This window comes from Janibacter sp. RAF52, assembly GCF_052114035.1.
Lineage (GTDB): Bacteria > Actinomycetota > Actinomycetes > Actinomycetales > Dermatophilaceae > Janibacter > Janibacter hoylei.
This window is the reverse complement of record NZ_JBFRDY010000001.1, coordinates 302,287-326,664: the sequence shown is the minus strand read 5'-3', so window position 1 is coordinate 326,664 and position 24,378 is coordinate 302,287. Positions and strand designations below refer to the sequence as shown.

Annotated in this window: 21 protein-coding genes; 3 read left to right on the top strand and 18 right to left on the bottom strand. The window is 72.4% G+C overall.

The window, feature by feature from the left end:
* Positions 1-145 precede the first annotated feature (145 nt).
* The 18 genes from AB4Y78_RS01530 to mraZ form a co-directional block, all read right to left on the bottom strand.
* On the bottom strand, positions 146-1,210 hold the full coding sequence (locus tag AB4Y78_RS01530) for a DivIVA domain-containing protein (protein ID WP_282070043.1): 1,065 nt from the start codon (positions 1,208-1,210) through the stop codon (positions 146-148).
* A 72-nt stretch (positions 1,211-1,282) separates the two neighbouring features.
* On the bottom strand, positions 1,283-1,558 hold the full coding sequence (locus tag AB4Y78_RS01525; RefSeq protein WP_007925270.1) for a YggT family protein: 276 nt from the start codon (positions 1,556-1,558) through the stop codon (positions 1,283-1,285).
* Between the two features lie 42 nt (positions 1,559-1,600).
* Entirely contained in the window at positions 1,601-2,074 is a 474-nt protein-coding gene (locus tag AB4Y78_RS01520; protein ID WP_007925271.1) for a cell division protein SepF, read from the bottom strand.
* Between the two features lie 50 nt (positions 2,075-2,124).
* Positions 2,125-2,829: a YggS family pyridoxal phosphate-dependent enzyme gene (locus AB4Y78_RS01515; RefSeq protein WP_441713731.1), complete on the bottom strand. Its 705-nt coding sequence runs from the start codon at positions 2,827-2,829 to the stop codon at positions 2,125-2,127.
* Complete coding sequence (locus AB4Y78_RS01510; protein WP_259909259.1) at positions 2,826-3,557, bottom strand: polyphenol oxidase family protein; 732 nt, start codon at positions 3,555-3,557, stop codon at positions 2,826-2,828. Before AB4Y78_RS01510 ends, AB4Y78_RS01515 begins: the two co-directional genes overlap by 4 nt.
* A gap of 117 nt (positions 3,558-3,674) precedes the next feature.
* A complete protein-coding gene (ftsZ, locus tag AB4Y78_RS01505; RefSeq protein WP_441736827.1) occupies positions 3,675-4,994 on the bottom strand; it encodes a cell division protein FtsZ in 1,320 nt (439 codons plus the stop codon).
* Between the two features lie 147 nt (positions 4,995-5,141).
* Positions 5,142-5,885: a cell division protein FtsQ/DivIB gene (locus tag AB4Y78_RS01500; protein WP_441713733.1), complete on the bottom strand. Its 744-nt coding sequence runs from the start codon at positions 5,883-5,885 to the stop codon at positions 5,142-5,144.
* A complete protein-coding gene (murC, locus tag AB4Y78_RS01495; protein WP_441713734.1) occupies positions 5,882-7,324 on the bottom strand; it encodes a UDP-N-acetylmuramate--L-alanine ligase in 1,443 nt (480 codons plus the stop codon). The genes AB4Y78_RS01500 and murC overlap by 4 nt, the downstream gene beginning before the upstream one ends.
* Positions 7,317-8,429, bottom strand: a complete 1,113-nt coding sequence (murG, locus tag AB4Y78_RS01490) for an undecaprenyldiphospho-muramoylpentapeptide beta-N-acetylglucosaminyltransferase (RefSeq protein ID WP_441713735.1) — start codon at positions 8,427-8,429, stop codon at positions 7,317-7,319. Before murG ends, murC begins: the two co-directional genes overlap by 8 nt.
* A complete protein-coding gene (gene ftsW, locus AB4Y78_RS01485) occupies positions 8,426-9,700 on the bottom strand; it encodes a putative lipid II flippase FtsW (protein ID WP_282070029.1) in 1,275 nt (424 codons plus the stop codon). Before ftsW ends, murG begins: the two co-directional genes overlap by 4 nt.
* 2 nt (positions 9,701-9,702) lie before the next feature.
* The gene (gene murD / locus AB4Y78_RS01480) at positions 9,703-11,220 is read right to left on the bottom strand and encodes a UDP-N-acetylmuramoyl-L-alanine--D-glutamate ligase (RefSeq protein ID WP_259909266.1); all 1,518 of its coding nucleotides are present in this window, start codon (positions 11,218-11,220) and stop codon (positions 9,703-9,705) included.
* Positions 11,199-12,281, bottom strand: a complete 1,083-nt coding sequence (gene mraY, locus AB4Y78_RS01475; protein WP_259909267.1) for a phospho-N-acetylmuramoyl-pentapeptide-transferase — start codon at positions 12,279-12,281, stop codon at positions 11,199-11,201. Before mraY ends, murD begins: the two co-directional genes overlap by 22 nt.
* Positions 12,278-13,684 carry a UDP-N-acetylmuramoyl-tripeptide--D-alanyl-D-alanine ligase gene (locus AB4Y78_RS01470; RefSeq protein ID WP_441713736.1) on the bottom strand — a complete coding sequence of 469 codons (1,407 nt, stop codon included), beginning with the start codon at positions 13,682-13,684 and terminating at the stop codon, positions 12,278-12,280. The genes mraY and AB4Y78_RS01470 overlap by 4 nt, the downstream gene beginning before the upstream one ends.
* Positions 13,681-15,219 carry a UDP-N-acetylmuramoyl-L-alanyl-D-glutamate--2,6-diaminopimelate ligase gene (locus tag AB4Y78_RS01465; protein WP_441713737.1) on the bottom strand — a complete coding sequence of 513 codons (1,539 nt, stop codon included), beginning with the start codon at positions 15,217-15,219 and terminating at the stop codon, positions 13,681-13,683. The genes AB4Y78_RS01470 and AB4Y78_RS01465 overlap by 4 nt, the downstream gene beginning before the upstream one ends.
* A gap of 11 nt (positions 15,220-15,230) precedes the next feature.
* Positions 15,231-17,357: a peptidoglycan D,D-transpeptidase FtsI family protein gene (locus tag AB4Y78_RS01460; RefSeq protein ID WP_441713738.1), complete on the bottom strand. Its 2,127-nt coding sequence runs from the start codon at positions 17,355-17,357 to the stop codon at positions 15,231-15,233.
* A 13-nt stretch (positions 17,358-17,370) separates the two neighbouring features.
* Positions 17,371-17,901, bottom strand: a complete 531-nt coding sequence (locus tag AB4Y78_RS01455; RefSeq protein ID WP_007925296.1) for a hypothetical protein — start codon at positions 17,899-17,901, stop codon at positions 17,371-17,373.
* A 3-nt stretch (positions 17,902-17,904) separates the two neighbouring features.
* Positions 17,905-18,909, bottom strand: a complete 1,005-nt coding sequence (gene rsmH / locus AB4Y78_RS01450) for a 16S rRNA (cytosine(1402)-N(4))-methyltransferase RsmH (protein ID WP_441713739.1) — start codon at positions 18,907-18,909, stop codon at positions 17,905-17,907.
* A gap of 164 nt (positions 18,910-19,073) precedes the next feature.
* Positions 19,074-19,505, bottom strand: a complete 432-nt coding sequence (mraZ, locus tag AB4Y78_RS01445) for a division/cell wall cluster transcriptional repressor MraZ (protein ID WP_007925298.1) — start codon at positions 19,503-19,505, stop codon at positions 19,074-19,076.
* A gap of 354 nt (positions 19,506-19,859) precedes the next feature.
* Here mraZ and AB4Y78_RS01440 point away from each other — a divergent pair, with 354 nt between their 5' ends.
* The 3 genes from AB4Y78_RS01440 to AB4Y78_RS01430 are packed head-to-tail and all read left to right on the top strand — an operon-like array spanning position 19,860 to position 24,341.
* A complete protein-coding gene (locus tag AB4Y78_RS01440; protein WP_259909283.1) occupies positions 19,860-20,822 on the top strand; it encodes an AAA family ATPase in 963 nt (320 codons plus the stop codon).
* A 10-nt stretch (positions 20,823-20,832) separates the two neighbouring features.
* Complete coding sequence (locus tag AB4Y78_RS01435) at positions 20,833-22,047, top strand: DUF58 domain-containing protein (protein WP_441713740.1); 1,215 nt, start codon at positions 20,833-20,835, stop codon at positions 22,045-22,047.
* Entirely contained in the window at positions 22,044-24,341 is a 2,298-nt protein-coding gene (locus tag AB4Y78_RS01430) for a transglutaminase family protein (protein WP_441713741.1), read from the top strand. The genes AB4Y78_RS01435 and AB4Y78_RS01430 overlap by 4 nt, the downstream gene beginning before the upstream one ends.
* Positions 24,342-24,378 lie beyond the last annotated feature (37 nt).

The window sequence follows — 24,378 nt, the reverse complement described above, 5'->3', positions numbered from 1 at the left end:
ACGAAGGGTACGACGTTTTGGCGCAGATCGCGGGATCAGCGCGCGTCGTTCTCCGAGAGGCCATCTGCCGGCGTCTCGTAGCTGCTAGAGGCGGCGGCCTCCCCGAGTGGGGAGACCGCCGCCTCTGCGGGTCGTGCTGATCCGCTCAGCTCTTGCTGGAGGTGGTCTCCGGCGCGAGAGCCGGAGTGGACTCCAGGCCCTTGAGCTGCGTGCTGATGAAGTCCTTGAGCTTGCGACGGTAGTCGCGCTCGTAGGTCGTCAGCTCGGCGATCTGCGTCTCGATCTTCGTCTTCTGCGCGTTGAGGTCGTCGAGGATCTTCTTGCGCTGCGCCTCGGCCTCGCTGACCATCGTCGCACTCTTGGTCTGGGCGTCCGAGATGAGCTTGTCGCGCTGCGTCGTGCCCTCGCCGATGAACTGGTCGCGCTTGCCCTGACCGGTCTTGACGAACTCGTCGTGCTTGCCCTGACCCGTCGACACGAGCTCGTCGTGCTTGCGCTGGGCCTCGGCGATGAGCTTGTCGCGCTGGCTCTGGCCCTCGGCGACGTGCTCGTCGTGCAGGCGCTGGGCGAGGGCGATGAGGCCCGACGCGCCGGCGCCACCACCGGCGGCAGCGGCCATCTGGCCGGCGCCACCATCGGTCGCGGCCGCGGCGGGGGCCGCGGGCTGCGCGGCGGCAGCCTCCTGACGCTGCTTGGCCTCGGCCTCGGCCTTCTCGGCGGCCGCGTTGGCGGCCTGGATGCGCTGCTGGGCGCGCTCCTCTGCCTCCTGGGCGCGGGCATTGACGGTCGCGATGCGCTCGTCGGCACCCAGCTGGGCCTTGTCGACCTTGGCGTTGTCGCCCTTGGCCTGCTCGTCGCTGGCCCGGGCGGAGCGCTCGAGCTCGCCGGCGCGCTTCTCGGCCGCGGCGCGCGCAGCCGTCTCCTTCTCGAAGCGGGTGCGCAGGTCGTCGAGCCGGGCACGCAGGTCGCGGTTCTCGCGGGTCAGCGCCTCGTCGGCCTGACCGGATCCACCAGCGGCGGCCGCGGCCGGAGCCGGGGCGCCGGACCCGTCGGCGGCACGGGCCCGCAGGTCCTCCGAGTCCTTGACCATGCGGCGCATCTCGGCCACGACCTCGTCGAGGAAGTCGTCGACCTCGCGCTCGTCGTACCCACGACGGAACTGGGTCTGGGTGAAGGTCTTGTTGAGGACGTCCTCGGGCGTGAGCGCCATTGTTCCTCCGTATGCGTTCGGACAGATTGCACGCCAGTGCCACGCAGAGCGCGCACGGGCATCACCCTCAGCCTAGACGATGCTCAGCAGCACCGAGACCGCGAGGATGAGCAGCAGGAAGGCGACATCGATCGCGACCCCGCCGAAGCGGATCGGTTTGACCACCCTGCGGATCGCGTTGAGCGGCGGGTCGGTGAGGGTGTAGATCGCCTCGGCGACGACGAGGATGACGCCCTTGGGGCGCCACTGCCGGGCGAAGACCTGGATCCAGTCGAGGACGAGACGACCGATGAGGACGAGGAAGTAGATGTACAGCACGAGGTGCAGCACATCGCGGACGATCGACATGGATTCAGCCTAGGTCCGGGGCCTGTGGCCCCGCTGGGAGGGTCAGCTCTGGTTGAAGAGGGCGCGCGGCTGCTGCGCCTCGCCGCCCTCGGCGTCGACCTCGATGTGCTCGGGCGAGAGCAGGAAGACCTTGTTGGTGACGCGCTCGATGGAGCCGTGCAGGCCGAAGACGAGGCCGGCGGCGAAGTCGACGAGACGCTTGGCGTCGGAGTCGTCCATGTCGGTGAGGTTCATGATGACCGGCGTGTTGCTGCGGAAGCTCTCGCCGATGGCGCGCGCGTCGTTGTACGTGCTCGGGTGGATCGTCGTGATGCGGTTCATCTGGGTGACCTCCACCTCGTGCACGGCAGGAGCGGTGGGGACGCGGCGCAGCGGCGTGACCTCTGCGGGTCGCTCCTCCTCGAGGACCTCGTGGCCGCTCTCGTAGTCGTCGACGTACTGGTCGTCGTAGTCGTCGTAGCGCTTGTCGTCCTCGGCGAGTCCGAGGTAGACCATCGCGTTGCGCAGTGCCGTCATGTCTCTCAAGTCCTTACGTCTTACCGGGGGCCTCGTCGGTGTCACCGAAGTTACCGGTGTGACGCACGAGTTCCGAGGATTGCCGTCCCGACACGCAGGTGTGTCGCACCGTGCCGGACTGCGGACTCGAGGTCGCCGCTCATCCCCGCCGAGAGCATCCCGGCCGACGGGTGGTCGGCGACGAGCGCCTCGTGGGTGCGGGCGAGCAGCGCGAAGGCCGCGTCCGGGTCACCACCGAGCGGAGCGACGGCCATGAGCCCTCCGAGACGAAGGGAGGACCCCGCGATCGCGTCGGCGAGGGCGGGCACGTCGGCCGGGTCCGCTCCGCCCCGGTGGGCATCGGCGTCGGGGTCGAGGTTGACCTGGATGAGGGCGGTGACCTCGCGGCCGGCGGTCTCGGCGCCGCGGGCGAGCGCCCCGACGAGCTTGAGCCGGTCGACGGACTGGACGACGTCGGCCCACCGCGTGACGGCATTGGCCTTCTTCGACTGCAGCTGACCGATGAAGTGGGTCCGCACCCCGGGGGGCACTCCCCCGTCGTCGAGCTTGGCTGAGGCCTCCTGCTCGCGGTTCTCCCCGATGTCGGTGACGCCGAGGTCGGCGAGCAGGTCGAGGTCGCTGCGGGGGAAGTGCTTCGTGACGACGACGAGGTGGACGTCGTCTCGCTCGCGGCCGCTGGAGGCGCAGGCCGCCGCGATCCGCTCCTCGACCTGCGCGAGGTTGGTGGCCAGCTCCTGCCGACGTGGCCCGGTCATGCCGCCCTCCCGATGACGCCGGCAAAGCGACCGGTCCTACCGTCGCGACGGTAGGAGTAGAGGTCGGCCTCCTCACGGGCGCACCCGGCGATCCACTCGACGGGCACTCCCGCACCGGTCAGCTGGTCGACGACCCCGCTCGCCACGTCGATGGCCGGCGTGCCCGACCAGGTGACGGCCGCGGAGACGGGCGCGACGGCGGCTGCGGCCGAGCGCATCTCGTCGGGCACCTCGTAGCAGCGGCCGCAGACGGAAGGCCCGACCGTGGCCCGCAGGTCGACAGCGCCGAGGTCACGCATCGCCTCGACGAGCCGCAGCGCGACCCCCGCCACCATGCCGGGTCGCCCCGCGTGGGCCACCCCGACGAGGCAGCTGCCGGTGTCGTGGACGAGGACCGGGGTGCAGTCGGCGACGAGCACGCCGAGGGCGATGCCCGGCTCGGCGGTGACCATGGCGTCTCCGGTACCCACGGCACCGGTCTCCGTGCGGGGCGCCGTGAGCACGTCGGGGGTCACGTGGATGACCTCGCTGCCGTGGACCTGGTCGGCCCACACCGTGGGCAGCCCGAGCGCGGCCTCGAGGGCGGCGCGGTTGCGGGCGACGGCGGTCGGGTCGTCGCCGACGTGGGCCCCGAGGTTGAGCCCGGCGAAGGGGGCCGCACTCACCCCGTCGCGGCGGTCCGTGAAGGCCCGCACCAGTCCTGCGTCGTCATCTCTCCAGCCGAACACGTCTGCAACCTACCTCTCGCCGCCGAGCTCCGGCACATGTCACCGGGACGACGCAGGGCCCGGACCGTGGTGGTCGGGGCCCTGCGGGCGATGCCCGGGCCGCTCAGCGGCCCGAGGTCACTTGAGGAAGTCCGGGACGTCCAGGTCGTCGCCGTCGTCGAAGGTCACCTGGCGCGGCGGGGTGGCCTGCTTCGGCTGGGCCGGAGCCTGCTGGGCCGGGGCCGCCTGCTGCTGCGGCTGCGCGGGGGCCTGCTGGGCCGGGGCCGCCTGCTGCTGCGGCTGCGCGGGGGCCTGCTGGGCCGGGGCCTGCTGGGCCGGGGCGGCCTGCTGCTGCGGCTGGGCCTGGGCCGGGCGCTGCTGGGCCGGGACCGCCTGCTGCTGCGGCTGCGCGGGGGCCTGCTGGGCCGGGCGCTGCTGGGTGGGTGCCTGACGCGACTGCCCACCGGACTGGACCTGACCGAGCGCCCGGTCGTCGGGCCGCTGCTGCGGGACGCCCCCGTCGAAGCCGGCGGCGATGACGGTCACGCGCACCTCGTCGCCGAGCGCGTCGTCGATGACCGCACCGAAGATGATGTTGGCCTCGGGGTGAGCGGCCTCCTGCACCAAGCGCGCTGCCTCGTTGATCTCGAAGAGGCCCAGGTCACTGCCGCCCTGGATCGACAGCAGCACGCCGTGGGCACCGTCGACGCTGGCCTCGAGCAGCGGCGAGGAGATCGCGAGCTCGGCGGCCTGGACGGCGCGGTCCTCACCTCTCGCCGAGCCGATGCCCATGAGGGCCGAGCCAGCCCCTTGCATGACCGACTTGACGTCGGCGAAGTCGAGGTTGATCAGGCCGGGCGTGGTGATGAGGTCGGTGATGCCCTGGACACCGGAGAGCAGCACCTGGTCGGCACTGCGGAAGGCGTCGAGCATGCTCACCGCGCGGTCGCTGATCGACAGCAGCCGGTCGTTGGGGATGACGATGAGGGTGTCGACCTCGTCGCGCAGCGCACCGATGCCGGACTCGGCCTGGTTGGCGCGACGACGCCCCTCGAAGGTGAACGGGCGCGTGACGACACCGATGGTCAGGGCACCGAGGCTCTTGGCGATCTTCGCGACGACCGGCGCGCCACCGGTGCCGGTGCCGCCCCCTTCGCCCGCGGTGACGAAGACCATGTCGGCCCCCTTGAGGACCTCCTCGATCTCCTCCGCGTGGTCCTCCGCAGCCTTCTTGCCCACCTCGGGGTCGGCACCGGCACCGAGACCGCGCGTCAGCTCGCGACCGACGTCGAGCTTGACGTCGGCGTCTGACATCAGGAGCGCCTGGGCGTCGGTGTTGATCGCGATGAACTCGACACCCTTGAGGCCGACCTCGATCATCCGGTTGACGGCGTTGACGCCACCGCCGCCGATGCCGACGACCTTGATAACGGCCAGATAGTTCTGGGCTGATGCCACGGGGACTCCTGTTGCTGCTGCTCGGTGGTGCCTCACCCCGAAAGCTCAAGGTGAACTTCAGGGTTACAGTTTGGTCACGCTCGGTGTGCGGGTGACGTTATGCGGCCCGAGCCGCATGGGCAAACGCTGCACCCGCGTGTCGCCACACTACCCGCTCGTGACGGGCGTGTCGGGGGCCGAGACGTCGATGGTCTTGGCCTTCTTGGCCTGGAGGATCCGGATGACCTCGACCTTGACCTCCGGCTTCGACCCGTCGCCCCAGATGATCCGGGTCGAGCCCAGGCGGAAGCTGATCTGGTCCGCGGAGTCGACCCGGACGTCCTTGACCTTGGAGCGCATCTCCGCGGGCAGCGCGGCGAGCATCCCCTGCGCCGCCTTGACCCCGTGGCCGGACACCTCGGCGTTGTCCTCGGCCGTCACGGTGGGCACGTCCTCGGGGGCCGAGGTGACGTGGCGGATGACGACCCCGTCGAGGTCCAGCAGCTCGAAGTCCCGCTCCCCGCGCTCGACGGCGAGCGCCGGGACCCTCGACGTCACCTTGAGGTTGAGGGTGTGCGGCCAGCTCCTCTCGACCGTCACGTGCGCGGCCCCGGGGACCTCGTCGGTGATCCGTCGGGCGAGGTCGTCACCGTCGACCCGCACGAGCGGTCGGCCCACCTGCTCGTCGGCGATCCGCTCGATGCTCGCCGCGTCCGCAGGGTCGGCCCCGGTGACGCTCACCTCCCGGGTGTCGAGCAGCGAGGAAAACCCGACCGCCCACGCCAGGGCGATGGTGACGACCACCGCGACCACGACGAGCAGCCACCGCCGGACCCGCTGGGTGCGCGCGTGCGCCGCTCGCTCGGCAAACCGCTCCTCGGTCGCCTCCCGCGTCCCGCTCCCCCGACTCATCGACGCAGTGCCTCGAGCAGCCTCGGGCCGAGGTGGGTGACGTCGCCGGCCCCCACCGTCAGGACGAGGTCGCCGGCACGCGCCTGCGCGGCGACGGCCGCCACGGCCTCATCGGTCCCGACGACGCGGACGGAGCGGCCTGCTGCCTCGAGGGGAGCCGCGATGAGCTGGGAGCTGACTCCGGGCACCGGGTCCTCGCGCGCTCCGTAGACGTCGAGCAGCAGCACCTCGTCCGCCGGCTCGAGACCGGCCGCGAAGCCCTCCGCGAAGTCGCGCGTGCGCGAGTACAGGTGCGGCTGGAAGACGACGAAGAGCCGGTGCTCACCCGCGATCTCCTTCGCGGTGCGCACGACCGCCTCGACCTTGCCGGGGTTGTGCGCGTAGTCGTCGACGACGCTGACGCCCCGGGCCTCCCCCTTCGTCTCGAAGCGCCGGCGGGTGCCGCCGTAGGCCGCCAGCCCATCGAGCACGGGCTGCGGCTCGAGACCGAGTCCGTGGACCGCGGCGGCGTAGGCCGCGGCCACGTTGAGTAGGTTGTGCCGGCCGGGCACGGCGATCTCGAGCTCGCGCCGCTGCCCGCCCTCGACGAGGGTCACGCCGGCCCGGGTGCCGTCGAGCACGGGGTCGACGAGGCGCACCTCGGCCTCCTCGGCGAAGCCGTAGCGCAGCACCCGCACCCCGGCGGCTGCCGCCCGCTCGGCGAGCCGGACGGACCCGGCGTCGTCGGCGCAGGCGACAAGCAGCCCGCCCGGGGCGATGCTCTGCGCGAACTCGAGGTAGGCCGCCTCGACCGCGGCGAAGCTGCCGTAGAAGTCGAGGTGGTCGGGCTGGACGTTGGTGACGATGGCGACCTCGGGCCGGTAGGCGAGGAAGGAGCCGTCGGACTCGTCGGCCTCGATGACGAAGGGAGTCCCCTCCCCCAGCGCCGCGTTGACCCCGTGCGTCGACAGCTCCCCGCCGAGCGCGAAGGAAGGACGCTGCCCGCTCTCGAGCAGGGCCACCGTGAGCATCGAGCTCGTCGTCGTCTTGCCGTTGGCCCCGGCGACGGCCACGCCGGTCTGCTCCCCGATGACGGAGGCGAGGGCCTGGCTGCGGTGCAGCACCCGCATGCCCCGGCTGCGCGCAGCGGCGAGCTCGGGGTTGTCCTCGCGGATCGCCGACGAGACGACGACGGTGTCGGCGCCCTCGAGGTGGGCGACGTCGTGGCCGACGTGGACCCGGGCACCGAGCTCACCGAGACGACGCAGCAGCGGCGAGTCGTGGGCATCGCTCCCGCTGACCGGCACGCCGGCGTCGACGAGCAGCCGGACGATGGCCGACATCCCGGCGCCGCCGGCGGCGAGCACGTGCACGGAGCCGAGGTCGGCGAGGGGCACACGGGGGGCGAGGACGTCGAAACGCTCGTTGCGCGGCACGGGCGGCAGCACGGACTCACTCATGCCGGCCCCCGTCGACCCACGCAGTGGTCACCATGTCGGCCAGGGTCTCGTCGGCATCCCGGTGGCCGACCGACGCCGCGGCGCGGGACATCTCGCGGATCCGCTCCGCGTCCTGCAGCAGTGGGACGACCTCCCGCGCGACCCAGCCGGGGTCGACGTCGGCGTCCTCGACGAGCAGTCCACCACCGGCGGCGACGACGCCGGCGGCGTTGAGCCGCTGCTCGCCGTTGCCGATCGGCAGGGGCACGTAGACGGCGGGCAGGCCGACGGCCGTCAGCTCGCACACGGTGTTGGCGCCCGAACGGCAGACGACGGCGTCGGCGGCCGCGTAGGCCAGGTCCATCCGGTCCACGTAGGGCATGACGACGTAGGGCACCGACTCGTCGCCGCCGAGGGCGACGAAGTCCTTGCCGGCGCCGGTCGCGTGGAGGACCTGGATACCGGCATCGCGGAGCATCGCGACGCTCGCGGCGAAGGCGTCGTTGAGCCGCTTGGCGCCGAGCGAGCCACCGGTGACGAGCAGGACCGGCAGGTCGTCGCGCAGGCCGAGCCCCGCGCGTGCCTCGGCCCGGGTGGCCTCGCGGTCGAGGGCGACGATCTCCGGGCGCAGCGGCATCCCGATGACCCGGGCACCGGTGAGCTTGGTCCCGGGGAAGGTCACGCCGACGTGGTCGGTGAAGCGGGCCCCCACCTTGTTGGCGATCCCTGCCCGCGCATTCTGCTCGTGGATGACGATCGGCACCCCGCCCTTGCGCGCCGCGAGGTAGGCCGGCGTGGAGACGTAGCCACCGAAGCCGACGACGACCTGGGCGTCGACCTGCTCGATGGCCCGACCAGCGGCCGCCACCGCACGCCGCAGGTTGACCGGCAGCCGGACGAGGTCACCGGAGGGCTTGCGCGGCAGGGGCACCTTGGGGATCGTCGCGAAGTCGTACCCGCGCTCGGGCACCAGCCGTGCCTCGAGGCCCTCGCTCGTGCCGAGGGCCAGGATCTCGACGCCGGGGTCACGGCGACGGAGGCAGTCGGCGAGGGCGAGCAGCGGCGAGACGTGTCCCGCGGTGCCACCTCCCGCCAGCAGGATGCGTGAGGGGCGGTCGGGCGTCATCGCGTGGATGTCCTCCTGCTGGGGAACCGGGCGAGCAGGGCGCGCGCCCGGGAGGGCTTGGCCGCGATCATCTCAGAGCAGCCCGGCTCGGCACGAGCGAAACTCAGCAGGATGCCGACGGCGAGCATCGAGGTGACGAGCGAGGACCCGCCGGAGGAGACGAAGGGCAGCGGCACGCCGATGACGGGGAGCATCCCGATGACGGCGCCGATGTTGATGATCGCCTGGATGAGCACCCAGGTGCAGATGCCCGCGGTGGCCAGCCGCACGAAGTAGTCGTCGGTGCGGGTGACCAGCCGCAGCCCGGCGAGGGCGAAGCTGGCGAAGAGCAGGAGGATCGCCAGCGTGCCGAGCAGGCCGAGCTCCTCACCGATGATCGCGAAGATGAAGTCGTTGTACGGCTCGGAGAGCCAGCCCCACTTCTCGCGGCTGGCCCCGAGGCCGACGCCGAGCCAGCCCCCGTCGGCGAGGGCGTAGCGGCCGTGGACCGACTGGCGGCAGATGCCGTAGAAGAGCTCGGTGCCGGGGGCGCACTGCTCGGGGTTGAGCCAGACGTTGATCCGCTCCATGCGGCTGTTGCCGAGGGTCAGCGCGGCGTAGCCGAGCACGGCGAGCACCCCGAGCCCGGCGCCGAACCAGCGCAGCGGCACTCCCGCGGCGAAGAGCATGCCGACGACGATCGCGACGATGACCATGGCGGTGCCGAGGTCGTGGCCGAGCATGACGAGCCCGACGATGACCAGCGCCCCGGGGACGACGAAGGGGATGAGCGCGTGCTTGATCGAGCCGAGCAGCGCCTGCTTGCGCTCGAGGACGAGCGCACCACCGAGCACGAGGCCGATCTTGGCGATCTCGCTCGGCTGGATGGACAGCGAGCCCACCCCGATCCAGTTGCGGTTGCCCTGGAAGCCGAAGCCGAGGGGGGTGAGGACGAGTCCGAGCAGGACGATGGAGGCGAGGACCGCGGGCAGGGCGAAGCGCTTCCAGAAGGCGACGCTCCGCCGTGAGGCCCACCACAGCGCCAGCCCGCCCGCGACCGCGAAGACGAACTGCTTGAGGAAGATCGTGAAGGAGCTGTCGTTTTCTCTCAGCGAGACGATCATCGAGGCCGAGAGCACCATGACCAGGCCGATGCCGACGAGCAGGCCGACGACCCCGAGCAGGAGGTAGTAGGTCGTCATCGGCGACTCGAAGCGCGCCGCCCACTGCTCGAGCCGGGTGCGAGCCGATCGCGCGCCGGTGCCGCGACCGGTTGCTGCGCTGCTGCTCACACTCACCCCTCCTGCAGGTACCGATCCACCGCGTCGGCGAAGGCGTCTCCGCGGGCTCCGTAGTTGTCGAACATGTCCATGGACGCCGCCGCCGGGGCGAGCAGCACCACGTCTCCCGGCTGGGCGAGTGCCCCCGCGTGCCGGACGACGAGGTCCATGGCTCCAGTGTCCGTGGCGGCGACGTCGATGACGGGGACATCCGGCGCGTGTCGGGCGATGGCGGCGGCGATCTGCTCGCGGTCGCGCCCGATGAGCACGGCCCCCCGCAGTCGGTCGGCCGCGGCGGCGACGAGCTCGTCGACGTCGGCCCCCTTGAGCAGCCCCCCGGCGACCCAGACGACCTTGGGGTAGGCGGTGAGGCTGGCCTGCGCGGCGTGCGGGTTGGTCGCCTTGGAGTCGTCGACCCAGTGCACCTCGCCGGCAGTGGCGACGTGCGCGATGCGGTGGGGCTCTGGCTGCCAGGCCCGCAGCCCGTCCCGGACGGCGACGGGCGGGACGCCGTGGGCGCGGGCGAGCGCCGCGGCGGCGAGGGCGTTGGCGACGAGGTGCGGGGCCACGCTGGGGGCCTCGCCCTGCAGGTCGGCGAGGCTGCCGAGCTCGGCCGCCGTCGTGGCGCGGTCCTCGACGAAGGCCCGGTCGGCGAGCACGTCCTCGACGAGCCCGAGCATCGAGGGCCCGGGGCTGCCGAGGGTGAAGCTCACCGCCCGGCACCCCTCGACGACGTCGGCCTCCTCGACGAGGCGCCGGGTCGCGGGGTCCTGCTCGTTGTAGACGCAGGCGATCTCGGTGTTGGCGTAGACCTTGCCCTTGGCGGCGGCGTACTCCTCGAGCGAGCCGTGCCAGTCGATGTGGTCCGGTGCGATGTTGAGGCAGGCCGCGGCACGCGGGCGGAGGGAGTGGCTCCAGTGCAGCTGGAAGCTCGAGAGCTCGACGGCGATGACGTCGTAGGGCTGGGGGTCCTGGACGAGGTCGAGCACCGGCGTGCCGACATTGCCAGCGCTCGCTGCCCGCAGGCCGGCGGCCCGCAGCATGGAGGTGAGCATCTGCACGGTCGTCGTCTTGCCGTTGGTGCCGGTGACGAGGAGCCAGGGGGCTCCCCCTTCGCGCGGCCGCATGCGCCAGGCGAGCTCGACGTCGCCCCAGATCGGGATGCCCGCGGCGGCGGCCGCGGCGAGCAGCGGCTGGTGCGGCGGCCATCCGGGCGAGGTGACGACGAGGTCGATCTCGTCGGCCGGCACGGGCAGCGCGGTCTCGGCTCCGTCGCCGAGGTGCAGCTCGGCGTCGAGGACCTCGAGGATCTGGGCACGCTGGCCCATCGGGGTGCCCTCCACCGGGGTCTGCGCGTCGACGACGCGCACGTGGGCGCCGTGCTGGATCAGGGCGTCGGCAGCGGCGAAGCCGGAGACCCCGAGGCCGGTGACGACGACCCGCAGGCCGGCCCAGTCCGCCTCGTGGGAGGTCAGCCCCGCCAGCCGCTCGTCGCGGGAGCGGGCCTGCGTCACGGCGTCCCCACGACCCATTCGGCGTAGAAGATCGCCAGGCCGCCGGCGACGAAGAGCCCCGCGATGATCCAGAAGCGGATGACGATCGTCACCTCCTGCCACCCGAGCAGCTCGAAGTGGTGCTGCAGCGGCGCCATCCGGAAGACCCGTTTGCCGGTCGACTTGAAGGAGGCGACCTGGATGATCACCGAGAGGGTGATCGTCACGAAGAGCCCGCCGAGGATGACGATGAGCAGCTCCGTGCGCGAGAGGATCGCCAGGCCGGCAAGACCACCGCCGAGCGCGAGCGAGCCGGTGTCGCCCATGAAGATCTTGGCCGGGGAGGCATTCCACCAGAGGAAGCCGAAGCAGGCACCGGTCGCGGAGGCGGCGACGACCGCGAGGTCGAGCGGGTCACGCACGTCGTAGCAGTTGGCCACGGGGCTGATCTGGCAGTTCTGGTTGAACTGCCAGATCGAGATGACGACGTAGGCGCCGAAGACCATGACGGAGGACCCCGTGGCGAGCCCGTCGAGACCGTCAGTGAGGTTCACGCCGTTGGACGTGCCGGCGATCATGAGGTTGGCCCACAGGATGAAGAGGATCGTGCCGATGATCGGCCCGGCGAAGGCGAGGTCGATCGCGGTGTCGCGGACGAAGGAGATGCTCGTCGACGCCGGTCGCCGCAGGGCCTCATTGGGGAACTGCAGCGCGAGGATCGCGAAGATCACGCCGACGGCGGTCTGACCGATGAGCTTCTGCCCCGACCGCAGCCCGAGGCTGCGCTGCCGGCTGATCTTGATGTAGTCGTCGGCGAAACCGACGGCGCCGAGGCCGACCATGAGGAAGAGCACGAGCAGGCCGCTGACGGTCGGCGGGTGCCAGGTCACGACGTGCGCGAGCGCATAGGCGATGACCGTCGCGAGGATGATGACGGCGCCGCCCATCGTCGGGGTGCCGCGCTTCGTGTGGTGCGAGGTGGGGCCGTCGTCCCGGATGAACTGCCCGTACCCCTGCTTGACGAGGTAGCGGATGAACATCGGCGTCCCCAGCAGGGCGACGACGAGGGACAGGACGGACGCGATGACCACTGCCTTCACGAGCGGGCCTCCCTCTGGATGATGCGGTCTCCGAGCCACCGTAGCCCGGCGTCCCGACTCGACTTGAACAAGGCGACGTCCGGCGCGGCGAGCTCGTCGGCGAGCACGGCCTCGGCGGCTTCGGCGTCGTCCACGACCCGGACCCGCACGTCGTCCCGCGGGCCATTGTCCTTCGCCCCGGTGGCGATCGGCGACGCGGACGCGCCCACGACGAGGATCTCGTCGAAGCCGAGGTCGGCCGCCTCGCGCCCGACGGCGGCGTGCAGCTCGTCGGAGGTCTCCCCCAGCTCGAGCATCGCGCCGAGGACGGCCCAGCGGCGCCCGGTCGTCGCCATGCCGGCGACGCTGCGCAGGGCCGCGGACATCGAGTCGGGGTTGGCGTTGTAGGCGTCGTTGACGACGAAGACGCCGTCGTCGCGGCGGGTGACCTCCATCCGCCAGCGGCTGGCGGGACGGGCCGCGGCCAAGGCCGGCACGATCTGCTCGAGCGTCATGCCGGCGGCCTGGGCAGCGGCGATGACGGCCAGGGCGTTGCCGACGTGGTGGCGGCCGACGAGGCCGAGATCGACGCGGGCCGTGCCGAAGGGGGCGACGACGGTGAAGGAGGGGCGTCCCGTCTCGTCGACGGTGACCTCGGTGGCGCGCACGTGCGCGCCCTCCGCCTCGCCGACGAGCACGACCCGGGCCGAGGTACGGTCGGCCATCGCGGCGACGAGCTCGTCGTCGGCGTTGAGCACGGCGACACCGTCGGCGGGCAGGGCGGCCGGCAGCTCCCCCTTCGCCTGCGCGATCGCGTCGACGGAGCCGAACTCGCCGACGTGGGCGTGCCCCACGTTGAGCACGATGCCGATGCGGGGCGGGGCGATGCGCGTGAGGTACTCGACGTGCCCGATGCCGCGGGCACCCATCTCGACGACGAGGTGCGCGGTCCGGGGCGTGATCCGGCAGACCGTGAGCGGCACGCCGACCTCGGAGTTGTACGAGCCGACCGGAGCGACGGTCTCGCCGTCGGTGGCCAGCACGGCGCCGAGCAGGTCCTTGGTGCTCGTCTTGCCGGAGGAGCCGGTGATCCCGATGACCGTCAGGTCGGGTCGGGAGTCGACGAGGTGTCGTGCCAGGGCGACGAAGGCGGCCTGCTCGTCGTCCACGACGACGCAGGGCAGCCCGTCGACCTCGCGGGTCGTCAGCCCGGCGACGGCGCCGGCCGAGGCGGCACCGGGCACGAAGTCGTGCCCGTCGGCGCTCTCGCCGACGCGGGCGACGTAGAGGCTGCCGGGGCCGGCCTCGCGCGAGTCGGTGACGACGGGGCCGTCGACGAGCAGCGCGTCGGCCTCGGCCGCGGTGCATCCGTGGAGGCGCCCGCCGGTGAGGTCGGCGACGGCACCCAAGGTCATGGGGATCATCCGGTGGCACTCCGGCGGTCGAGGGCGGCCCGCAGGACCGTCCGGTCGTCGTGGTCGCGGACCTCGCCGCGTACTTCCTGTCCTTGCTCGTGGCCCTTGCCGAGGACGGCCACGGTCGCGCCGGGGCCGGACTCGTGGGCGATGGCGACGGCGCGCTCGATGGCGTCCACCCGCCCGGCGACGATCTCGAGCCGAGCCCGCGAGCGGGGCCACACGCCGTCGGCGACGGCGGCACGGATCACCTCGGGGTCCTCGTCACGCGGGTTGTCGTCGGTGACGACGACGACGTCGGCGTGCGCCGCCGCGGCCGCCCCCATGCCGGGGCGCTTGCCCGGGTCCCGGCTACCGCCGGCACCGAGGACGACGACGAGCAGTCCGTTGGTCTGCGGGCGCAGCGCGGCCAGGGCCGCGCCGACGGCATCCGGGGTGTGCGCGAAGTCGACGATCGCCAGGGGCAGCTCGTCGGAGGGGGTGCTCGGAGCGACGATCTCCATCCGGCCGGGCACCTCCGGGCGGGTGAGCACGGCCTCGGCGACCTGGTCGGCGGGCACACCCGACTCGATGAGCGCGACGGCGGCCATCGCGGTGTTGACCCGGTTGAAGTCGCCGGGCAGGGCCGACTCGAGCCGCACGGTCTCGTCGCGTCGGGTGAGGCGCACGAGCGGCTGCCGGGGGTCTCCCCCGATGACCCAGTCGGCCTCGGCGTCCAGGCGCGAGGTCACGGTCGTCACGGGGACGCTCGCCTCGCGGGACAGGCGCTGGCCCCACTCGTCGTCGATGCAGACGACGCCGCGGCGGGAGCGCTCGGGGGTGAAGAGGCTGGCCTTGGCCCGGAAGTACTCCTCCATGGTGCCGTGGAAGTCGAGGTGGTCCTGGCTGAGGTTGGCGAAGAGGGCCACGTCGTAGACGACCTCGTCGACGCGGTGCAGCGTGAGCGCGTGGCTGGAGACCTCCATGACGCAGGCGTCGACGCCGCGCTCCCCCATGGTCGCCAGCAGCGCGTGCAGGTCGGTCGTCTCCGGGGTCGTGCGCACCGACTTGATCCGCTCGCTGCCGATGCGGGTCTCGATCGTCCCGATGAGCCCCGTCGTGCGGCCGAGCGCCTCGAGCGCCGAGACCATGAGGTAGGCCGTCGTCGTCTTGCCGTTGGTGCCGGTGATGCCAAACATCTTGGGCCGTCGGGCGGCGCTGTCGTAGACCGCGGCCGCGACCCGGCCGAGCACGGTGCGGGGCCGCTCCACCTCGACGAGGGGCAGCTCGACCCCCTTCGCCCGGAGGCGGGAGACCCCGTCGGCATCGGTGAGGACGGCGACGGCACCGGCCGCGAGGGCCTGGTCGACGAAGTCGGCGCCGTGGGCGCGGGCCCCGGGGAGGGCGGCCCACAGGTCGCCGGGCTGCAGGGTCTTGGTGTCGAGCGAGACGCCGGGGACCTCGGTGGCCGGGTCACCGTGGGTGAGCCGGGCACCGTCGCCGAGGAGGTCGGCGACGGTGTGCAGGGTCAGCGGGCGGACCCGCTCTGGGCGAGGAAAAGACACGTCAGCCGACCCTACCCGTCGCCGGGCGTACCCCGGTCCTTCAGCAGACCCGGGGTGTCGTCGGCCGGTCGCTTGGACAGCTTGGTGCGCACCTTGGGCGCCTTCTCGTCCTGCGGTGTCGGCGGGACCTTTTCGTGCTGGAGGGCGTAGGTCATGACGTCCTTGAAGACCGGGGCGGCGACGGTGCCGCCGTAGTAGCCCTTGATCGGGCGCTGAAGGATCACCGAGACGACGAGCTGCGGGTCGTCAGCCGGCGCGAAGCCGATGAAGCTCGCCGTCTTGCCCGAGTACCCGCCCGTGCGCGAGTCGTACCGGTCGGCGGTGCCGGTCTTGCCGGCGACCCGGTAGCCCTCGATGCGGGCCTGCGGCGCGGTGCCCTCCTCGGAGACGACGCCTTCGAGCATCCGGGAGACCTCGTTGGCCGTCGCCTTGGAGACCGCCTGGGTGCGCGTGCCGGCCGGCGCGGGGTCCCACCCGCCCTGGCCGTCACTCACCTCCTTGACGAAGGTCGGGCTGATCCGCACGCCGTCGTTGGCGATGGCCTGGAAGACGTTGGTCACCTGGATCGCGGTCGTGGACACACCCTGGCCGTAGGTGATCGTCGCCCGCTGGGAGCCGTTCCACGTCTCCGCCTTGGGCAGCAGACCCGCCGACTCCCCCGGGAATCCTGACCCGCTCGTCGACCCGAAGCCGAACTTGCGCAGGTACTCCTCGAGGGTCTTGGGCTCCATCGTCTCGCCGATGAGGATCGTGCCGGTGTTGCTCGACTGCGCCAGGGCCCCGGCGACCGTCCGGTACTCGTCGGGGTGGGGGTGCGAGTCGTTGAGCGTGCGGTTGCCGCGGTTGACCGACCCCGGGAGGATCATCGGCGTCTCCGGGGTGATCGTGTCCTCCTCGAGCCCCGCCGCGACGGTCATGATCTTCGACGTCGAGCCGGGCTCGAAGACGTCGCTGAAGGCCAGGTTGCTGTAGACGCCCTTGCCGTCCCCGAGGTTGTTGGGGTCGAAGGTCGGGTAGGACGCCAGGGCGACGAGCTCACCGGTGACCCGCTGGACGACGATCGTGCCCGAGAGCGCGTCGGTCTCCTTGACCTTGTCGGCCAGGGCATTTTGCGCGTACCACTGGATGTCGTTGTCGATCGTCAGGCGCACGTCCTTGCCGGCCGTGCCGGAGGTGACGTCGTCGGAGGCATTGGGCAGGCGCGAGCCGTCCTGCGCGATCTCGTACGTGGCCTGTCCGGGCGTGCCCTTGAGCACGTCGTCGAGCTGGAGCTCGAGGCCACCGCCGGCGCTCTGGTCCTGCGGCTGGACGAAGCCGACGAGCGAGGCGACGGTCGTCGACTGCGGGTAGGTGCGCTGCGAGGAGCGCTCGGAGTAGATGCCGGGGATGCCCAGGGCGTTGATCTTGCGCCAGGTGAGCGGCGAGATGTTCTTGGCCAGCGGCCGGTAGCGCAGGTCGCCGGTGAGCTTGGGCTCGATCTCGGAGGCCGGGTCGCCGAGGATCTCGGCCAGGTCCTCGGCCGCGCCCTCGACGCCGACGGTGGTGCGCTCGCCGTCGACCGTCTTCTTGTACTCGGGCACCGCGGTCTGGTCGACGATGACGGTGCGCCGCTCCTGGCTCTGCGCGAGGACGGTGTTGTTGACGTCGTAGATCGTGCCGCGGTGCGCCGGGATCGCCTCGGTCTGCGTCCGCTGACGCAGGGCGTCGGCGGCGACCGCGTCGGAGTCGAAGCCCTGGATGCGCAGCAGCTGCGCGGCGAAGAGGCTGAGCACGATGAGCGAGACGACCATGAGGGCGCGCATGCGGGCGCGCGGGCTGCCGACGGCTGGGGTGGCCGTCGCCGGTCGCGTGGCCGGCCGGGTCGACGAAGGGCGTGGTCCGCGCGTCGGTCGGGTGGCCGGGCGGGACGCCGCGGTGCGCGAGGCGGTCGTGCGCGCGGTCTTCTTCGCGGCCGCCTTCTTCGCGGGTGGGGGTGCCGAGGTCTTCTTCGCGGAGGCCTTCTTCGCCGCCGACGTCTTGGCCGCCGATGTCTTGGCCGCACCCTTCGGGGCGGCCGTCTTCTTCGCGGCCGGCCCGGGGCGGGCCGAGCGCGTGGGCCGGCCCGTGCTCCGGGGGTCCTCGGGTCGGCGCTGGCTCACCGCGCTCCCCCTCTCAGTCCTTGGTCGAGCTGCTGCTCTTGGTGCTGCTCTGCTTCTTCATGCTCTCGTCGGCGGTCTTCTTCGTGCTCGTCGAGCTCTTGTCCGCCTCGTCCGCGGTGCTCGTGGCCGCTGCTCCCACCGTAAATCCGTCGGGCTTCTCGGCCACCGTCGCCACGCCGAGCACCTTGCCCTGGTCGACGTCGATGAAGGCCGCTGACTGGGCCGGCACCATGCCGAGCTCGTCCGCGCGGGTCGCCAGGTTCTGCGGCGCGGACTTGGCGTTGATCGACTGGGCGAGGGAGTCCTCGGTGTCCGCGAGGCTCGCCGAGCGGGCCTCGAGCGCGGAGACCTTGAAGGAGTCCTGGGCCATCGAGGTGTTGAGCCCGAGCACGGCGGCAAGACCGGCGAGCAGGAGGGCGACGCACAGGACGGCAAACCACGGCGACCCGGACCGGTCGGCGGGCGTGACGACCTGCAGCGAGGCGCGCTCCCGACGGGCCGGGGTTCGGCGGGCGACGGTGGTGGCGACGGTCGACTGGCTCATCTCTTACGCGCCTTCTCTCGGTGGACGGATGCGTTCGGCCCCACGCAGTCGGACCGAGGCGGATCGGGAGTTGGTGGCGAGCTCGTGCTCGCTCGGGGTGAGGGCACCCCGGGTGGTCAGCCGCAGCTCGGCCGCGTGCTCGGGCAGCTCGACGGGCAGGTCGGCCGGCGAGGTCGACGTCGCGCCGCGGGCGAGCGCCTTCTTGGTGATGCGGTCCTCGAGCGAGTGGAAGGACAGGACGGCGATGCGCCCACCGACAGCGAGCCGCCGCAGCGCCACCGGGAGCGCCCGGGACCACCCGGCGAGCTCCTCGTTGACCTCGATGCGCAGGGCCTGGAAGGTCCGCTTGGCCGGGTGCCCACCCCCGCGCTGCGAGGCCATGGGGATGGTCGAGCGGAGCAGCTCGACGAGCCGCCCCGAGCGGTCGAAGGGAGAGACCTCCCGCTCGCGGACGATCGCGCCGGCGATCTTGCGGGCGAAGCGCTCCTCGCCGAACTCCGACAGCACCCGGGCCAGGTCCCGGGCGTCGTAGGTGTTGAGCACCTCGGCGGCCGTGACGCCCGTCGTGGGGTCCATCCGCATGTCGAGGGGCGCGTCGTGCGCGTAGGCGAAGCCGCGCTCGGTCTCGTCCAGCTGCAGCGAGGAGACGCCGAGGTCGAAGAAGGCGGAGGTCACCGTGTCGATGCCGAGGTCGTCGAGGACCTCGCCGATCTCGTCGTTGACCGCGTGCACGAGGGTGACCCGGTCGCCGAAGGGAGCGAGCCGCTCCCCCGCGAGGCGCAGCGCCTGCGGGTCGCGGTCGATGCCGATGAGGCGGACCTGCGGGTCGGACTCGAGCACGGCCTGCGCGTGGCCGCCCATGCCGAGGGTCCCGTCGACGTGGATCGCGCCCGGCGTGGAGAGCGCGGGCGCGAGGAGCTCGAGGACTTCGTCGAGCATGACGGGGACGTGGCGGGAGGCCGCGTCGCGGTCGTCGGTCGTCAGGTCACGGTCGGCGTCGTGCTCCACGGTGCTCCTTTCGTGCTCGTCGGTGGTGTCGGGTGGTGGTGCGGTGCGGGGTGGTGATCTCCGGCTGGTGCTCGCTGCTGCCACCTGGTCCCCATCCGGGACGATCCGGCCCGGGGGAAGTCGGGTCGGCGCCGTCACGGCTGGAGGCCGGATGGCAGCAGCTGTCACATGAGTCCGGGGATCACCTCCTCGGACTGGTCGGCGAAGGCCTGCTCGGTGCTCGCCAGGTACTCCTCCCACGCGGCGGTGTCCCAGACCTCGACGCGCGAGCCGGTCCCGATGACCGTGCAGTCACGGTCGAGGCCGGCGTACTGGCGCAGCGCGGCCGGCACGGTGACCCGGCCCTGCTTGTCGGGGATCTCGTCGCTCGCGCCGGAGAGGAAGACGCGCATGTAGTCGCGGGCCGCCTTGCTCGACGTCGGGGCTTCCTGGAACTTCTGCGTGATCTTGGCGAACTCGTCCATGGGGAAGACGTAGAGGCAGCGCTCCTGCCCGCGGGTCATGACGAGGCCGCCGGCGAGCTTGTCGCGGAACTTGGCGGGGAGGAAGAGCCGGCCCTTGTCGTCGAGCTTCGGGGTGTGGGTACCGAGGAACATCGCGGCCACCTCCCCTTCGTCTCGACCCGCATGGCTCCCTGCTCTTCCTTGTTGCCCCACTTTACTCCACCCATGAGACAAAAGACACCCACTCAGGCAGGTTTTCGCCGATCAGATGCTGAGTTTTCCCTGATAAATCAAGGGTGGTGCAAAGTGGGGCGAAATATCCGTCGCCGACTCCTCCGCGGGGGCCTCGGCGCACCCGCGTCCTGCCGTCAGTGGCTCGGTCGCCGGTATTCGGGGGCGAGGCGCGCCGGGCCACGTAGGGTCGGGTGCACAGCGGAGCGAAGTGGGGCGGCATCGTTCGTCCGGATCGGAGACCACGTGACCCTCAGCAGGGAGAGCACCCCGACGATGGCCGTCCCCAGCGCGGACCTCGAGCACGTGGTGCGGGTGGGTGGCGCGCTCACCGACGCCATGAACGCCGTCATCGAGGGCAAGCCCGACGTCGTGCGCACCGCCGTCACCGTGCTCCTCGCCGAGGGGCACCTACTCGTCGAGGACGTCCCGGGCGTCGGCAAGACGATGCTCGCCAAGACGTTGGCGCGCAGCATCGACGCCTCGGTCCGTCGGGTGCAGTTCACCCCCGACCTGCTGCCGAGCGACATCACCGGCGTAAGCATCTACAACCAGGACCAGCACGACTTCGAGTTCCGCCCCGGCGCGGTGTTTGCCAACGTCGTCATCGGCGACGAGATCAACCGCGCCTCGCCCAAGGCGCAGTCCGCCCTCCTCGAGTGCATGGAGGAGGCCCAGGTGACCGTCGACGGCACGACCTACGAGCTGCCGCGGCCCTTCATCATCATGGCGACGCAGAACCCGGTGGAGATGGAAGGCACCTATCCCCTGCCCGAGGCCCAGCGCGACCGCTTCATGGCCCGGCTGTCGATGGGCTACCCCACGAGCGCGGCCGAGGTCGCCATGCTCGACCACCACGGTGCGAGCTCACCGCTCGACCAGCTCCAGCCGGTCACCGACGCCGACGGCATCGCGCGGCTCATCCGCGCGGTGCGCACCGTCCACGCCTCGAGCGCCGTGCGGCAGTACGTCGTCGACATCGCCGCCGCGACCCGCACCAGCTCCCTCATCCGGCTCGGCGCCTCCCCGCGCGCCACCCTCCACCTGCTGCGCGCCGGCCGCTCCCGAGCCGCCCTCGAGGGCCGCGACCACGTGCTGCCCGACGACATCCAGGCGATTGCGCCGGTCGTCCTGGCCCACCGTCTGCTCCTGAGCAGCGAGGCCCAGCTCGCCCGCCGCGAGCCCCTCGACATCGTCACCGAGCTCGTGCGCCGCACGCGCGTGCCCGCCTCCCGGTGAGGAAACGCAGGTGACGCTCCGGGGGCGCCTCTTCGTCGGCGCGGGGGCTCTCGTCGTCGCCACCGGTCTCGTCCTGGGTCTGCACGACCTGACGAAGATCGGGCTGCTGCTCGTGCTCCTCCCGGGGCTCGCCGTGCTCCTCGCGCGCCGCGAGCTCGACCTCGACATCACCCGAGTCGTCCACCCCACCCGGGTGACGGCGGACGCCCACGCCGACGTGACCGTGCGGGTGCGCAACGACGGCCGGCTGCCGACCCCGCTGCTGCGCGGCGAGGAGGGGCTCGCCTACGCGCTCGGTGACCGGCCACACCTGCTCGTCCCGCGGCTCGACGGCGGCGAGTCCCGCCAGCTGACCTACCGCGTGCGGTCGCACGTGCGCGGCCACCACCGCATCGGACCGCTCACGCTGCGGGTGGACGACCCCTTCGGCCTGGCGACGCGGGGGGTGACGATCCCCGGCGAGGCGACCCTCGTCGTGCTGCCCCGCGTCGTGCCCCTCTCCCCCGTGCGCGGTGTCGCCGCGGGCAGCGGTGGCGAGACGACGACCTCCCCGAGGATCGCCCTGCACGGTGAGGACGACGTCGCCGTGCGCGAGTACCGCATGGGCGACGACCTGCGCCGCATCCACTGGCGCTCGACGGCGCGCACCGGCGAGACGATGGTCCGCCAGGACGAGCAGCCCACGAGGCGGCGAGCGCTCGTGCTCCTCGACGACCGGGCCGCCGTGCACGCCGGCACGGGAGACGGCGGTTCATTCGAGTGGTCGGTGACCGCGGTGGCGTCCGTCGCCACCCTGCTCCTGCGAGAGCGCTTCGAGGTGCACCTGTGCCTCGCCTCCGACACCTCCGGCACGGTGCTACCCGTGCAGGGCATCGACCACGCCCTCGACGAGCTCGCCGCGGTCCAGCCCCGCGAGACGACCTCTCCGAGCGGGATCGTCGAGGCCCTCGACGACTTCGCCCACCACGGTGGCGGCCTCGTCGTCGGCGTCGTGGGCGCCCTCGACGACGACGTCGCCGCGATGTGCACGGGCCGCTCCCGGCACGGGATCGCCCTGGTCATCGATCGCGGGGGCTTCGCCCAGGGTCAGGACGAAGGGGGGCCCGCCGGGGCCACCGCCCAGCAGCTCGCCCTCGGCGGGTGGCGGGCCCACGTCGTCTCGCCGGGGGCCTCGCTGCCCGAGGTGTGGGCACGCGCCACGGTCGGCATGGGAGCGATCCGGTGAGGGGCGAGGCGCGGATCGTCGCCGGTCTGCTCTCCGCCGCGGCGACCACCGCCGTCACCCTGCCCCTCGTGCGGCTCTTCGACACCCCGCCCTGGGTCGTGCCCGCGGTGCTCGGCGTCATCGTCGTCGCGGCCGCCGGCATGCTCCTGCGCAGCCTCACCATGAGCTCGGGCGTCATCGTCCTCGGCCAGACCCTCGTCGCCGGGCTGTACGTGCTCGTCTCCCAGCTCGGCGACACCACCCGCTTCGTCGTCGTCCCGACCCCGCAGACGTGGACCGCGCTCGTGGGGCACCTCGAGCAGGCGCACCACACGATCACGACCTACGCTGCACCGGCGCCGGCCACCCCCGGCATCGTCGTCTGCCTCGTCATCATCGTCGTCGTCGTCGCCCTCGCCGTCGACCTCGCGAGCACGGCTGCCGCCAGCCCGGCTGTGGCCGGGCTGCCCCTGCTCTCGCTCTTCCTCGTCTCGGCGGCCAACTCCGGCGGGTCCCTCCACTGGGTGTGGTTCGTCGTCGCCGCCGCGCTGTGGCTGGCGATGGTCGCGCACCAGTCCGACGTCGACCTGCGTGGGTGGACCACGTCGATCCCCCTGATGGCCGATGGCGACGGTGACGGGGTCGCCGCCCGCTCACACCGCAGGCAGGCAGCCGGGGTGGGTGCCGTGGCGGTCGTCGCGGCGATGGTGGCCGCGGGCTTCGTCCCGCACCTGCCGACCCGCTACGTGCTCGACGGTCTCGGCCGAGGAGACGGAGCGGGAGCGGGCACGGGCATCCGGCTCTCGACCGAGCTCGACCTGCGACGCAGTCTCGAGTCGCCGAGCCAGACCCCGGTCATGCGCTACACGACCGACGACCCGACCCCGCAGCCGCTGCGCGTCGCGGTCGTCGAGGACTTCACCGACGGCTTCGGCCAGATGCGCTCGCGGGCTCTCGAGCCCCGCGAGGGCTTCACCCCGAGGGACCCGCTGCGCACCGTCCCCGAGTCGGTCGACCGGGAGCCGCGGACGATCCTCGTCGAGGACAACGGCGTCGCGGCGCCGCAGCTGCCGCTGCCGTGGCTCACCCGTTCGGCCGACCTCGGGGGCATCGCCTGGTCGGTCGGCGCTGACGGGACGGCTCGGGTGCAGCGCACCCCCGGGACCTACTCCGCCTCCTTCATCGAGCTCGACCCCCAGGAGGAGGACCTCGCCGGCTCGGTGCTGCGCGACGACGGCCAGACCGAGGTCGTCGACACCACCGCCTACCGGGACGCCTACGTCTCCCTCGACCCCGGGTCGGCCGTCGAGATCACCGAGCTGGCCGAGTCGCTCGCCCCGGTCGACGCCACGCCCCTCGAGGCGGCACAGGCGATCCAGGAGCACCTGCGCAGTGCCTCCTACAGCTACAGCCTCGACCTGCCGGCGATGCCCGAGGGTCGCGACCCGATCGTGCACTTCCTCGAGACCGGAGTCGGCTACTGCCAGCAGTTCGCGGCGACGATGACCCTGCTGGCCCGGGCCCGCGGGATCCCCGCGCGGGTGGTCGTCGGCTTCCTGCCCGGGTCGAGCCCGGACGGCCGCGCGCGCGTGGTCCGCGCCAGCGACGCCCACGCCTGGCCCGAGCTGTACTTCGAAGGCGTCGGCTGGATGCGCTTCGAGCCGACGCCGGGCCAGCGGGCGGCCAGCGTCCCGGGCTACAGCATCGCCAGCTCCGACTCGACGGACACCGACGAGACCGGGACGAGCACCTCCGACTCGTCGACGTCGACCTCCACGACGAGCTCCGAGGTGGAGGATGCCACCGCCGTCGACCCCCAGGCCGGTGCGGACACGGGCACCCCTCGGTGGCTGTGGTGGCTCGTCGGCCTCGTCGCCGTGCTGGCCCTCGCGGCGATCATGCCGGTGACCGCGGTCCTGGCCCGACGACGCCGCCGCCGCACGGCGACCGACGACGCCCAGCGGGTCGAGCGTGAGTGGCATGAGCTCGTCGCCCAGCTCGACGACCTCGGCATCCGGCCGCCCGTCGGCTCCACCCCGCGCCAGGCCGGCGCGTGGATCGGTCATCGCATGCACCTGGACGCGCCGCTGCAGGGACAGCTCGACGAGGTCGTCGCGACGCTCGAGCGCGCCCGCTACGGCGCGCCCGGCGCCGACCTGCCGGACATCAGCGCCCAGGTCGGGGCCGTCGTGCACCGGGTGCGCTCGACCCGTCAGGGTCTGCCCCGGGCACGCTCGCTGCTGTGGCCCCAGGAGGGGGTCGACGCCTGGCGGTCCCTGGGCCGGGCGATCCTGCGCCGCCTCCCCCGGCGCTGACTCCCCCTTCCCCCAACTCTCCCGGCGCTGACTCCCC

Bases quoted from the DNA above. Each gene is read 5' to 3' on its own strand.
- AB4Y78_RS01530 (WP_282070043.1), bottom strand. From the start codon at position 1,210: ATGGCGCTCACGCCCGAGGACGTCCTCAACAAGACCTTCACCCAGACC.
- AB4Y78_RS01525 (WP_007925270.1), bottom strand. From the start codon at position 1,558: ATGTCGATCGTCCGCGATGTGCTGCACCTCGTGCTGTACATCTACTTC.
- AB4Y78_RS01520 (WP_007925271.1), bottom strand. From the start codon at position 2,074: ATGACGGCACTGCGCAACGCGATGGTCTACCTCGGACTCGCCGAGGAC.
- AB4Y78_RS01515 (WP_441713731.1), bottom strand. From the start codon at position 2,829: ATGACCGGGCCACGTCGGCAGGAGCTGGCCACCAACCTCGCGCAGGTC.
- AB4Y78_RS01500 (WP_441713733.1), bottom strand. From the start codon at position 5,885: ATGAGTCGGGGGAGCGGGACGCGGGAGGCGACCGAGGAGCGGTTTGCC.
- murC (WP_441713734.1), bottom strand. From the start codon at position 7,324: ATGAGTGAGTCCGTGCTGCCGCCCGTGCCGCGCAACGAGCGTTTCGAC.
- murG (WP_441713735.1), bottom strand. From the start codon at position 8,429: ATGACGCCCGACCGCCCCTCACGCATCCTGCTGGCGGGAGGTGGCACC.
- murD (WP_259909266.1), bottom strand. From the start codon at position 11,220: ATGGGTCGTGGGGACGCCGTGACGCAGGCCCGCTCCCGCGACGAGCGG.
- AB4Y78_RS01470 (WP_441713736.1), bottom strand. From the start codon at position 13,684: ATGATCCCCATGACCTTGGGTGCCGTCGCCGACCTCACCGGCGGGCGC.
- AB4Y78_RS01455 (WP_007925296.1), bottom strand. From the start codon at position 17,901: ATGAGCCAGTCGACCGTCGCCACCACCGTCGCCCGCCGAACCCCGGCC.
- mraZ (WP_007925298.1), bottom strand. From the start codon at position 19,505: ATGTTCCTCGGTACCCACACCCCGAAGCTCGACGACAAGGGCCGGCTC.
- AB4Y78_RS01440 (WP_259909283.1), top strand. From the start codon at position 19,860: ATGGCCGTCCCCAGCGCGGACCTCGAGCACGTGGTGCGGGTGGGTGGC.